Here is a 12327-nt window from a genome sequence, read left to right as displayed (position 1 = left end):
AAGTCGCGCAGGCGCGGCTGGACGGGGGTGCGGGGCCTCGCTAGGGTGCGGCGTCAAGTTGGGGGGTGACATGTTTCGTTTTGCCGTGATCCTGATCGTTGGCAGTCTGCTTGCCGGATGTGCCAGTGACCCCCTGCGCGACGTGCCGCGCTTGTCCGACACCGATGTCAGCGACACCGAGATCCAGGCCGCCTTGCGCGGCGAGAGTGACATTCGCGCAGACGATGAGATCACTGGTCCGACTGAAGCCGACAGGGTCGAGGCACCGCAACCGCGCGGGTTGTTCGGGCGGCTGTTCGGCAGAGACGCGGCTGCGCCGGATGAAGCGACATCCAGCCTCGAAACAGCGGATACGGAAGAGCCAGTGGTCGTGGCCGCCGTGGCCGAGACCGAAGCCGACGCGTCATCCGAGGATGCCACAGAGCCCCCACGCCGCGGTTTGCTTGGGTTCCTGAGCCGTGCCGCCGCAGGAGCCCGTCAGTCAGACGCCCAGCCAGACGATGCAACACAGCTTGCCGCCCTCCCTGCGGAGGGGCAGGTGGACGATGTTGCGGCACCGGCGCCATCAGCCGGTCCGGCGCGGGATGCACCGGATTATCAGATCGTCGCCAAGGGAACCCAGCTGCCCTATGGCGTGCTGGCCCGTGTCTGTGATCTGTCCACACGCGAGCTGGGAACACGGGTCGAACGCTATCCCGACGGCCGCTCGACCTATGAGCTCTATGACAGCCAGCCCGGCAATGTTGCTCCGCACACGTTCTATCTGACAGGCTTTGACGACGGTTGCGTGCGTCAGTTCACGGCGGCGCTTGCCATGTTCGGCAGCCCTGAAACCCACGAGCAACTGCGCTATGGTCTGCCGTCCAAGGTGCAGCCCTATTCCGCCACCGATGCGGCCTATGAAACGCTGAAGTCCCGCATTTGTCGGGTCGGCACAGGCAAACCCTGCGGGTCATCCATGTCGCGTCTTGCGCGGGATACGGCCTTTGTCAGCGTGTATGAAACCTTTGGATCAAACCCGGAATGGAAGACCATTCTCCTGCATGACGGCGAAGTGATCGAAACCGATATTCGCGGCAACTGACGGGGTCGGGATCAGTAATGCGGCGGGCGTTCGTCGCCCAGCACAACGCCGCCGGTTCCCTCGGCCTCGCGTTCCGCTTCGCGCATCATCAGCATCTCGACCCGCGCGGTTAGGCGGTCGATCTCCTTGGCCTGTTGGGCCACGGTGTCGGACAGGTCGTCCGTGACGCGCAGCAGATGCGCGATGCGTTCTTCGAGGGCGGTTGTATCCATGCACAACAGATGCGCATGGGCGCGGGTCTTGGCAAGAGGCAGTAGGTCCGCAACCGGACCTATTGTTTCGCGCGCGAAACATTGGGTCCGATCCGGCCCTTTTACCTATTTGTTAACCTCTTCGCCCATAGCGGTGACGCGGCTCTGCTTGCCCCCTCGGTTTCCAGCGTTTAGAGGAGGCGCGACACGCAAGCCCGATCGGGAATTGACCATGGCCAAAGACAAGAAAGCCCCCAAGCCCAAGGCGCAGACGCCCAAGGGCTTCCGCGATTATTTCGGCACCGAAGTGACCGAACGCGCCGAAATGCTGGCGCAGATCGCCGGGGTCTATCATCGGTACGGGTTCGACGCGCTGGAAAGCTCGGCGGTGGAGACGGTCGAGGCGCTGGGCAAGTTCCTGCCGGACGTAGACCGCCCCAACGAGGGCGTTTTCGCGTGGCAGGAGGACGAGGATGGCGCGGCGGGTGATTGGCTGGCGCTGCGTTATGATCTGACGGCCCCTCTGGCCCGGGTCTATGCCCAGCACCGCAACGATCTGCCGCTGCCTTACCGGCGCTATGCGATGGGGCCTGTCTGGCGCAACGAAAAGCCGGGGCCGGGGCGGTTTCGGCAGTTTTATCAATGCGATGCGGATACGGTCGGGTCCGCTTCGGTCGCGGCGGATGCCGAGATTTGCGCGATGCTCGCGGACACTCTGGAGGTCGTGGGCATTCCGCGTGGGGATTACATCGTTCGGGTGAACAACCGGAAGGTTCTGAACGGTGTGCTGGAGGCGATGGGGCTTGATGACGAGGGGCAGCGCGACGCCGTTCTGCGCACCATCGACAAGTTCGACAAGGTGGGTGAAGCCGGTGTGCGCGAGTTGCTGGGCAAGGGGCGGCTGGATGCGTCCGGTGCCTATATCGACGGTGTTGGCCTGAGCGATGCGCAGGCCGAGCCTGTTATCGCGTTCTTAACCTCCAAAGGCGAAACTGCGGCGCAGACGATCGAGAATCTGCAGGCGGCGGTTGGTGACAGCGCGATTGGGGCAGAGGGTGTGGCAGAGCTTGAGCAGATCGCTGATCTGCTGGCTGCTGGCGGCTATGGGCCGGACCGCATCGTCATCGACCCGTCGGTGGTGCGCGGTCTGGGCTATTACACCGGCCCCGTTTTCGAGGCCGAGCTTACCTTTGAAATCCTTGATGAAAAGGGCCGCAAACGGCAGTTCGGATCGGTCGCGGGCGGTGGGCGTTATGACGATCTGGTCAAGCGCTTTACCGGCCAGCCGGTCCCCGCCACGGGGGTCAGCATCGGTGTGGATCGCCTGTTGGCCGCTCTGCGCGAAAAAGGCCGGATCGGCAGCAAGACGCAGGGCCCGGTGGTGGTGACCGTCATGGATCGCGACCGGATGGGCGATTATCAGGCGATGGTGGCAGAACTGCGCAGCGCGGGCATCCGGGCCGAGGTCTATCTGGGCAATCCCAAGAATTTCGGCAATCAGCTCAAATACGCGGACAAGCGCAATTCGCCGGTTGCCGTGATCGAAGGCGGGGATGAAAAGGCCAATGGCGTGGTGCAGATCAAGGACCTGATCCTTGGGGCCAAGATCGCGGAAAGTGCCAGCCTCGAGGAATGGCAGGACCGCCCGAACCAGTTCGAAGTGCCGCGCGATCAGCTTGTGTCCAAGGTGCGCGAGATCCTCGAAAGCTATTCCTGATGGCGCAGGACATTCCCATGAAGTCCCGCGTCCGGATCGAGGCTGAATCCATCTGCGACGGGTTCGTTGCCGAAGGGGCTGCACGGTTTGAAACCGACATCCTGCTGCAGGCCGAGGTGCTGCTGGACCTTTACGGAGAGGACATCCGCGCGCGGGCCTATGTGACGACCGATCCGGAACGCGGCGAGATGATGCTGCGCCCGGACTTCACCGTGCCGGTGGTGCAGTACCACATGGCGGGTGACGGTCTGCCGGCCAGCTACACCTATTTCGGTGAAGTGTTCCGCAAGCAGGAAGACCACCCGGACCGGCGCAGCGAATACATGCAGGTCGGTTACGAGGAATTCGGCGGCGCCAATGCGGCGGCGGCGGATGCGGATGTGTTCGGACAGTTTTCCGATGTGCTCGCCCCGCTGGGACTGCGCGCGGCGACCGGGGACATCGGCATCCTCATCGCGATGGTGCGGGGGCTTGCCACGACCGAGGACCGGCGCGCGGCCTTGATGCGCCACATCTGGCGGCCTGCGCGATTTACGGCGCTGGTCAAACGCTTTGCCGGGCTTGCGCCCGTGCCGCCGTCGCGGGCGGCGCTGCTGGCCTCGGAGGCTCCTTTGCAGGATGCAGGCGTCATGATCGGGCTGCGCAGCGAACGCGAGATCGAAACCCGGATCGACGCGCTGCGCGCGGATGGGGCGGAACCGGCGATGTCGGCCGAGATGGTCGATCTGATCACCGCTGTGCTGTCGGTGTCGGAAACCTGCCCCAACGCGCTGGAACACCTGCGCGATATTGCGGTGGACATGCCGGGCCTGCTGCCCGCGCTCGACCGGTTCGAGGCGCGGTGCGAGGCGATGGCGCGGCGGGGCGTCGATGTGGAAAATCTGCCCTTTGAGGCGTCCTACGGGCGCACGTCGATGGAGTATTACGACGGGTTTGTCTTTGGCTTCTATTCCGAGGCGCGGCCCGATCTGCCTCCTGTCGCGACGGGCGGGCGCTATGACGCGCTGACCCGGCGGCTTGGACAGGGGCGCGAGATCCCTGCGGTGGGTGGCGTGATCCGGCCGGATCTGGTGCTTGATCTTGGGGGGCTGCCATGACGGTCAAGCTGGGTGTGCCGTCCAAGGGGCGGCTGATGGAAAAGACCTTCGACTGGTTCGGCGCGCGGGGCGTGACGCTCACGCGGACGGGGTCGGAGCGCGAATATGCCGGTGCGGTGGACGGGGTCGACGGCGTTGATCTTGTGCTGCTCTCGGCCGGGGAAATCCCGCGCGAACTGGCGGCGGGGCGCATTCACCTTGGGGTGACGGGCAACGACCTCATTCAGGAAAAGCTGGTACAGTGGGATCAGAAGGTCGAACCGCTGGCGCCTTTGGGGTTTGGCCATGCGAACCTGATCGTGGCAGTGCCGAATTGCTGGGTCGATGTGGACACGCTGGATGATCTGGACGGTGCCGCGGCAGCGTTTCGCGCGCGGCATGGGTTCCGGATGCGGATCGCCACCAAGTATCACCGGCTGGTGCGGGACTATCTGCGCCGGGGCGGCGTGGCGGATTACCAGCTGGTGGACAGTCAGGGGGCGACCGAAGGCACGGTCAAGAACCTGACGGCTGAGGCGATTGCGGATATCACCTCGACCGGGGAGACGTTGCGGGCCAACCACCTGAAAATCCTGAATGAACCGCCGATTCTGGAAAGCCAGGCGACGCTGTTCCGGAGCAGGCGGGCCGAGGTGACGGATCAGGAGCGGGTGAACCTGCGGGCGTTGATCGAGCGGCTGGGGCTGTAGCGCGGGTCACTCCGTCGACGGAGTGCCCAAACGCGTCAACGCGTTTGGGCGCGTTATGCGTAAGTCTGGAACAGGTCGCGCAGCGTGACCTGCGCGCGCAGGCGCGTCGCCAGCAGAAACAGCCCGGCGGCCTTGCGTTGCAGGTAGAGCACCTCGGTCGGCGGGATGTGCTGGATCGACCGGTCGCGGCCAAGCGCCATGCCCCGGTCGCGCAGGTCTGACACGAGGGATGTGTCGCCGAAATCGAACCCGTCCGGGTGCAGCATTGGGGCGTTGGCCGTTTCGACCATGCTCAGAATTTCGGCACGGGTTTTGTCCGGCAGGGCGTCGGCAAGCAGGCCAAGGTCGCGCAGGGCGGTGCCGATGCCGGGCAGGACATTGTCGAGCGCGGGGCGCAGGATGGCACGGGCGCGGGTCACCAGGTCGGGCGTCAGGCGGCGGGTTGCGCCGAAATCGAGCAGGACCAGTTTGCCGGTCTCGGGCTGCCAGCGGAAATTGGCGAAGTTGGGGTCGGACTGGACAAGGTGGAAGTCGAACACCTCGCGCATCATCAGGGCGATCAGGCGTTCCGCCATCCGGTTCCGGGTGGTCTGGTCTGCATCTTCGAGCGTGTCGATGGGATCGGAGGGGATGAACGCCATCGCGAGGATGTCGCGGGTGGAGAGGTCGTCATGGACCTGCGGGACGATGAAGTGCGGGTCGTCTTGCAGGAGGTCTCCGAACTGGCGCAGGCTGCGGGCCTCCTGTTCGTAATCCGCCTCTTCATGCAGTTGCGCGCGGGCGTCCTCGAACAGCGGAGCGAGGTCGAGGCCCTTGGGCATCATGCCCGAGAGGCGCATCAGGCTGGCGAGGTTGCGCAGGTCGCTGTCGATGCTGTCGCGGATGCCGGGATATTGAACCTTGATCGCCAGATCGCGGCCATCCTGGGTTTGCGCCCGGTGGACCTGCCCGATGGAGGCGGCGGCGATGGGGCGGACGTCGAATTTTTTGAACCGTTTGGTAAAATCTGCGCCCCAGGCTTTGGTCAGCACCTGTTTGAGCTGCGCGGGCGGCATGAAATGCGCCTGCGCCTGCAACGGGCGGAGCACGGCGGCGAGTTCGGGGGTCAGCAGATCACCTGCTTCGAGGGAGAGAAGCTGCCCCATCTTCATCGCGGCACCGCGCATCTGCGAAAGCTCACGCGTCAGGCGCTGGGCGTTTGCCGGGGTGAGGAACATGTCGCGGGGCGACGGTTTGCGGCCCTGAAACAGCGAGCGCGCGCCGGCTGCGGCGGCGGAGGTCAGAAGACCCCCGGCCAGCCCGCCCATGCGGGCAGCACGGGCGGCACGTCCGGTGGGGACGGCGCGGCTGCGGCTGTCGAACTCATCCTTCATGCCGCGTGAGATAAGGCCGCGCTGGGATGCGGCAATATCCGCGCGCCGATTGTCGCGGCGCGCTGCGGCGGGTCACTCGGCGGCTGCGATCTTGTCCTGCGTCTTTGTGTCGAAATCCGACGCGTCGTGGCGTTCGTGCAGTTGTTCGCTGGGGTCGCCAAAGGCACGGTTGACCATGCGGCCGCGTTTGACGGCAGGGCGGGCGTCGATGGCTTTGGCCCAGCGGACCACGTTGGTGTAGCTTTCGACGTCAAGAAATGCGCCTGCGTTGTAGAGGCGGCCCAGAACCAGCCCGCCATACCACGGCCAGATCGCCATGTCGGCGATGGTGTAATCCGGCCCGCTGATGAAATCGCGGTCGGCCAGTTGCCGATCAAGCACGTCAAGTTGGCGCTTGGCCTCCATCGCGAAACGGTTGATCGGGTATTCCATCGGTTCGGGCGCGTAGGCGTAGAAATGGCCGAACCCGCCGCCCAGATAGGGCGCGCTGCCCATCTGCCAGAAGAGCCAGCTCAGCATCTCTGCGCGGTTTTCCTTCGGCCCGAGGAAGGCGTCGAATTTCTCGGCCAGGTGCATCAGGATCGCGGCGGATTCGAAGACGCGCACAGGTGTGTCGCCGGAGCGGTCCATGAGTGCGGGGATCTTGGAGTTGGGGTTGATGTCGACAAAACCCGATCCGAACTGGTCGCCATCGCCGATCTTGATAAGCCACGCATCGTATTCCGCGCCGGTGTGACCGGCTGCCAGCAATTCCTCGAACAGGATCGTGACCTTCTGGCCGTTCGGGGTGGCAAGGCTGTAAAGCTGAAACGGGTGGGTGCCGACCGGCAATTCCTTGTCATGGGTCGCGCCCGCAATGGGGCGGTTGGTGCTGGCAAACTTGCCGCCGTTTTCCTTGTCCCATGTCCAGACTTTGGGAGGGGTGTAGCTGTCGGTCATGTCGGTTTTCCTGTTCGCTGCGAGGGTGCGCCCAAGCTATGCATTGATCCTGAAACTGCCAGTGCAGAAACGCAGAGGACCTGTGCGGTTCGGTCAGAGCACACCGATTTCAGCCAGTGCGCCCGCCAGTTCGGGGGGCAGGGTGTCGTCGTTGAGGCGCGATTTGCCCAGATCGGGCGGGGCGTCTTCCGGTTTGAGGTAGCGCCAACCCTGGAACGGGCGTTTGGGGGCGGTGGCGGTGCGGATCAGTTCGGGGTCAAGAACGATGCCGCAGCGGCGGATGCCATCGTCGCCGGTGATTTCCTCAAGTGCGATGATGCGCTGGCGGGCCTGCACCAGACCCTTGACCACCCAGTAGATCGAGCCGCCGTTGAGCAAGTCCGCCTCGCGTTTGGGCCACATGCGGGTGAGGTGGAAATACTGGCCGTTGACCCGCTGCTTCGAACGGTTCTGCTGCCAATCCTCGATCTGTTCGACACTGTCCGAGCCGACCGAGAGTTTGATGAGATGGACGGTGCCTGCCATTGGGATCTCCCTTGCAGCGGAGATTAGACGTCGGAGAAGGGGGTTCAAGGGGCGACGTGGCTGCACAGGGTTTTCATGGGGTTATCCACAGAGTCTTCCCCAAGTCCTACCGAATGTGGTAGTCTTTTCGTCCCATCAAAACTAATTGTTGTTTTTCCCTGACAGGGTATCCTGTCGGTCTTCCATCAGAGGGGAATCGCTGCCATGACCCGTTTTGCCGCGCCGATCGCTGAACAGATCTGGGATATGAAGTACCGTCTGAAAGAGGCGGATGGCGCGCCGCTGGACCGGACGGTCGAGGACACGTGGCGGCGGATCGCGCGGTCTCTGGCCGAGGTAGAAGCGGAGCCTGCGGTCTGGGAAGAGCGTTTCTACGGCGCTCTGGAGGATTTCAAGTACCTGCCTGCGGGGCGGATCACGGCAGGGGCCGGTACGGCGCGGTCGGTGACGCTGTTCAACTGTTTTGTCATGGGCACGATCCCCGACAGCATGGGCGGCATTTTCGAGATGCTGAAAGAGGCCGCGCTGACCATGCAGCAGGGCGGTGGAATCGGGTATGATTTCAGCACGATCCGGCCCAAGGGCGCCGATGTCAAAGGGGTTGCCGCCGATGCGTCGGGGCCGCTGTCTTTCATGGATGTGTGGGACGCGATGTGCCGCACGATCTTGTCGGCGGGCTCGCGCCGGGGCGCGATGATGGCCACGATGCGCTGCGATCACCCGGATGTGGAAGAGTTCATCGGCGCCAAGGCGGATGCGGCGCGGCTGCGCATGTTCAACCTGTCGGTGCTGGTGACGGACGCCTTCATGGAGGCGGTCAAGGCGGACGGGTCGTGGGATCTGGTGTTCGAGGGCAAAGTCTATCGCACGGTGCAGGCGCGGGATCTGTGGAACCGGATCATGCGCGCGACTTACGACTATGCCGAACCGGGGGTGATCTTCATCGACCGGATCAATCAGGCCAACAACCTGAGCTATGTCGAAACCATCGCCGCGACGAACCCCTGCGGGGAACAGCCGCTGCCGCCATATGGCGCGTGTCTTCTGGGGTCGATCAACCTTGCCCGGCTGGTGACGGACCCGTTCGAGGACGCGGCGGCGCTGGACGAAGGCGCGCTGAACGAGTTGGTCGCGACGGCCGTGCGGATGATGGACAACGTGGTGGACGCGTCGAAATTCCCGCTCGAGGCGCAGCGGGCCGAAGCGCAGGCCAAACGGCGGATCGGTTTGGGCGTGACCGGGTTGGCGGATGCGCTGCTGATGCTGGGTCTGCGCTATGGCTCGGACGAGGCCGCAACCCAGACCGAGCGCTGGTTGCACGCGATTGCCCGCGCCGCCTACCTGGCGTCGGTCGAATTGGCCAAGGAGAAGGGCGCGTTCCCGCTCTTCGATGCGGAAAAGTACCTCGCATCCGGCACCATGCAGATGATGGACGAGGACGTGCGCGATGCGATCCGCGAACACGGCATCCGCAATGCGCTGCTGACCTCGATCGCGCCGACGGGGACGATCTCGCTTTACGCCGGGAACGTGTCGTCGGGGATCGAGCCGGTCTTTGCCTATGCCTACACCCGCAAAGTGTTGCAAAAGGACGGCACGCGGACCGAGGAAGAGGTGGTCGATTACTCCGTCCAGATGTGGCGCGAAAAGTTTGGCGACAGGGAGTTGCCCGACTATTTCGTGAACGCCCAGACCCTGGCCCCGCTGGAGCATGTGAAGATGCAGGCGGCGGCACAGAAATGGGTGGATTCCTCGATCTCGAAGACGATCAACTGCCCGGAGGACATTTCCTTCGAGGCGTTCAAGGACGTCTACATGGAAGCGTTCGAGACCGGCTGCAAAGGCTGCACGACATACCGTCCGAATGACGTGACAGGGTCGGTGTTGTCCGTGGCTGAGGAAAAGAAGGCGGACGCGCCGGAGGTGGTGACATCCTCGGATGAAGAACCGCAGCAGCCGCATGGCGACGTGATCTACATGTCCGAGCCTTTGGACCGCCCGAAGGCATTGGAAGGTGCTACCTACAAGCTGAAATGGCCGGACAGCGAACACGCGATTTACCTCACGATCAACGACATCATTGTCGGCGGGCATCGGCGCCCCTTCGAGGTGTTCATCAACTCCAAGAACATGGAGCATTTCGCCTGGACCGTTGCGCTGACGCGGATGATATCGGCTGTGTTCCGGCGCGGCGGGGATGTGTCCTTCGTGGTCGAGGAACTCAAGGCGGTCTTCGATCCGCGGGGTGGCGCATGGGTGAACGGCAAGTACATCCCGTCGATTCTGGCCGCCATCGGCGGCGTGATCGAACAGCACATGATCGCCATCGGGTTCCTTGCGGGGGAAGGCATGGGGCTGAAATCCGATCCGCAGGCACAGGTGGTCAACCTGCCCGGCGGTCGCGGCAAAGCCTGCCCCAGCTGCGGCCAGTACGACATGCGCATGGTCGAAGGCTGCATGACCTGCGGGTCTTGTGGGCACAGCAAGTGCGGGTAATTGGCCGGGGTCGTTGGTGTTGATTATTGAAATGCCCAGGGTAAGTTTGCCATTTTGGGCATTTCGGCCGCCACTTGGCGGGTCATGCTCTGCCACTGCGGCATAAGCTATTGATTTTGCTAGAGGCTGTAAATGCGGGCAATTGAGGGACATTCAGGCCCCAAGAACGGACATTTGTTGGGTATATATTGAACACTTTACACTAAGTCTCTGATATTACTAGGTTCTGCGCGGGCCTTACAGCGGGTGCTTACATCTTTGTTCTTCAAGCGGTCGCCATCGCCACGTGGTTGACCGAACAAGGTATCTGTACTCAAAGCGAAGCCAGGGATCCGGATCCTCCTACTGACAACCGAACAGCTTTGCGCTGCGCGATACTGGCTGCTGATTAAATGGCACGCCGGATTAGAGAGGATACCCAATGCCACGGATCAAGTTTGTTGACGTCACCTTCCCACCCCACGAGTTGCCGACTTCTTTCGACATCGAGGCTCGTTTGAGGCAGCACCTTCAAAATCTGCGCTTAGCGCGTGTTGCGACCAAGAAGGACTTAATGCTGAGTGAGGCAGACCAATTGAAGATTAGTCGGCGAACAGAATCTTATCTCACTGCAGTCGCTCGCGCGACCAGAATGTCGCACCTTAGCAAGGAGGATAGAAGGAAGCTGGAGGTTCTCCGGCACGGCGCTGAATTACGACCAATTGAGTCAGAACATCATGCTGATGAGATTGCAAGTGCTCTCCACGCCGAAATGCCATGGATGGCAGAAGCAACCGAGCGCGTTTGGCAGGAAATGCGTGCGTCTGTGCGCAACGGCGATCCCGCCCCACTTTTGAAGCCACTGCTATTGGTAGGGCCGCCAGGAATCGGCAAAAGTTTTTGGGCGCGCCTTCTCGCCGAGAAGCTGTCTGTTCCAACAACTATCATCGAAGCAACGGGAGAGCCTGCCGCTTTTTCGGTGGTCGGCACCCAGCGAGGCTGGAGCACTGCAGGCCCAGGAAAACCGTTAGACGGCATCATGTCAACCGGTGTCGCAAATCCCGTCATCATAATCGATGAAGTCGAAAAGGCCGGTCTCGTGGTTTCGAATAAAGGGCAGAGATTTTCTCTCAGCGAAGGCATGCTTCCACTCCTCGAGCGGCTTACCGCAGCGAAATGGGCGTGCCCTTATTTTCGGGTGTCGTTCGACATGTCTTGGATCACTTGGGTGATGACTGCAAATTCTCTAGATGGTCTGCCTGCCCCATTTCTAAGTCGATGTCCTCCCATGCAGCTTTCGGCTCTGTCCAAATCTGATCTCTTGGGGTTTGCGATCAGAGAAGGTTCGCGCCGTGCGCTTCCAGATGATGCGCTCGATGCAGTGTTAGAGGTTATCAATGTCCTTGAGGTGAAGCAGATGGTAAGCCTGCGGTCAGTCGTCCGGATGCTTGACGCAGCAGATGTAGCCATTAATCGGCCATTTCTTCATTGACCGTGATGTCTGAGCGCCTCTTGTTGTGCGACAACGCCCAAAGATACTTCCCGTTCAATATTCTCTGAAGATGAAGGCTGAGTAATGAGCGACAGGGTGATAAACCTTCCCCTGTCGCCCCGCTGTCGTATAGTGTGATCGCCTTGGCAATCGCCGATCCGTCGCGTTCGAAGACATCGACGAATTTGCGCTGCACGTAGGCAATGAAGGCCTGCTGGGTGGCCAGATTGTCGCCAAAGATACCGTTGAACCCGTTGTAGCCATCTGCATGGACGACATGGATTCCTGGAGATGGCGCGGGGTGTTCGCCTTTTCGGTTCTCGCTGAACTGGTACCAGGTGCATGGTGGCGCCTGACCGCACCATGGCCGTTCGTCACGGACATAGCTCCACATTCGAGCAGTCTGGAACTTCCCGGCCTTGCCATCGCTTTACATCCGGATCAGGGTGTCGTCTGGGAACGAGGCCGGCCCCGTGCCGCCTGAATCACCGTGCCGATGTAGTCTGTCAGGGGTTCCAGCAGCGCGGTGATCTTTCTCATCCAGTCGTACATTGGTCGAACGATAGATATGTACGTTCTCGCGGGCGTAGTTCAACGATTGGCGGTGCAACGAAAGGTGATCGCAGAACTTTCCGACCAACTTATGCGCTAAGGACCTGCTTCAAAATAAGTGCTACAGTTTAGCGTAATGGCCTTCTGATTTGGATTGCTTCTTTATCTTTTTGACTCGGTGCTTTTGATAGGC

General features: G+C 62.0%; 10 protein-coding genes and 1 pseudogene. 6 read left to right on the top strand and 5 right to left on the bottom strand.

All coding sequences use genetic code 11. From position 1 onward, the window contains the following. Positions 1 to 70 precede the first annotated feature (70 nt). On the top strand, positions 71 to 1084 hold the full coding sequence (locus tag MRY75_RS17010) for a hypothetical protein (RefSeq protein WP_292309198.1): 1014 nt from the start codon (positions 71 to 73) through the stop codon (positions 1082 to 1084). Positions 1085 to 1095: 11 nt separating this feature from the next. Here the strand turns inward: MRY75_RS17010 and MRY75_RS17005 are convergent, their stop codons facing one another. Further along, positions 1096 to 1296, bottom strand: coding sequence for a SlyX family protein (locus tag MRY75_RS17005; protein ID WP_292309197.1), 201 nt, complete (start codon positions 1294 to 1296; stop codon positions 1096 to 1098). A 211-nt stretch (positions 1297 to 1507) separates the two neighbouring features. Here MRY75_RS17005 and hisS point away from each other — a divergent pair, with 211 nt between their 5' ends. From hisS to hisG, 3 genes are read left to right on the top strand one after another with little or no spacing between them, the layout of a single operon-like run. After that, positions 1508 to 2992 carry a histidine--tRNA ligase gene (gene hisS / locus MRY75_RS17000; RefSeq protein WP_292309196.1) on the top strand — a complete coding sequence of 495 codons (1485 nt, stop codon included), beginning with the start codon at positions 1508 to 1510 and terminating at the stop codon, positions 2990 to 2992. Positions 2993 to 3009: 17 nt separating this feature from the next. Further along, a complete protein-coding gene (locus MRY75_RS16995) occupies positions 3010 to 4089 on the top strand; it encodes an ATP phosphoribosyltransferase regulatory subunit (protein WP_292309195.1) in 1080 nt (359 codons plus the stop codon). Next, the gene (hisG, locus tag MRY75_RS16990) at positions 4086 to 4778 is read left to right on the top strand and encodes an ATP phosphoribosyltransferase (protein ID WP_292309194.1); all 693 of its coding nucleotides are present in this window, start codon (positions 4086 to 4088) and stop codon (positions 4776 to 4778) included. Before MRY75_RS16995 ends, hisG begins: the two co-directional genes overlap by 4 nt. Positions 4779 to 4831: 53 nt before the next feature. On the opposite strand, the gene MRY75_RS16985 is transcribed toward hisG, so the two are convergent. From MRY75_RS16985 to MRY75_RS16975, 3 genes are all read right to left on the bottom strand, one after another. Beyond that, positions 4832 to 6151: an AarF/ABC1/UbiB kinase family protein gene (locus MRY75_RS16985; protein ID WP_292309193.1), complete on the bottom strand. Its 1320-nt coding sequence runs from the start codon at positions 6149 to 6151 to the stop codon at positions 4832 to 4834. Positions 6152 to 6223: 72 nt separating this feature from the next. Next, positions 6224 to 7090: a glutathione-dependent disulfide-bond oxidoreductase gene (gene yghU, locus MRY75_RS16980; protein WP_292309192.1), complete on the bottom strand. Its 867-nt coding sequence runs from the start codon at positions 7088 to 7090 to the stop codon at positions 6224 to 6226. Positions 7091 to 7183: 93 nt separating this feature from the next. After that, positions 7184 to 7615 (bottom strand): DUF1489 domain-containing protein, encoded by a 432-nt coding sequence (locus tag MRY75_RS16975; RefSeq protein WP_292309191.1) that lies wholly within the window; start codon positions 7613 to 7615, stop codon positions 7184 to 7186. 204 nt (positions 7616 to 7819) lie between these two features. Here MRY75_RS16975 and MRY75_RS16970 point away from each other — a divergent pair, with 204 nt between their 5' ends. Together MRY75_RS16970 and MRY75_RS16965 are read left to right on the top strand one after the other, a co-directional pair. After that, on the top strand, positions 7820 to 10111 hold the full coding sequence (locus tag MRY75_RS16970) for an adenosylcobalamin-dependent ribonucleoside-diphosphate reductase (protein WP_292309190.1): 2292 nt from the start codon (positions 7820 to 7822) through the stop codon (positions 10109 to 10111). A 421-nt stretch (positions 10112 to 10532) separates the two neighbouring features. Continuing rightward, entirely contained in the window at positions 10533 to 11582 is a 1050-nt protein-coding gene (locus tag MRY75_RS16965; RefSeq protein WP_292309189.1) for an AAA family ATPase, read from the top strand. Here MRY75_RS16965 and MRY75_RS16960 read toward each other — a convergent pair. Further along, a pseudogene (locus tag MRY75_RS16960) lies at positions 11560 to 11985 on the bottom strand (transposase); the annotation flags it as partial. The gene MRY75_RS16965 and the pseudogene MRY75_RS16960 overlap by 23 nt on opposite strands. Positions 11986 to 12327: the final 342 nt, after the last annotated feature.

Source organism: Marivita sp., assembly GCF_022763305.1.
Classification (GTDB): Bacteria; Pseudomonadota; Alphaproteobacteria; order Rhodobacterales; family Rhodobacteraceae; genus Marivita.
This window is presented reverse-complemented; position numbering and strand designations above follow the sequence as displayed.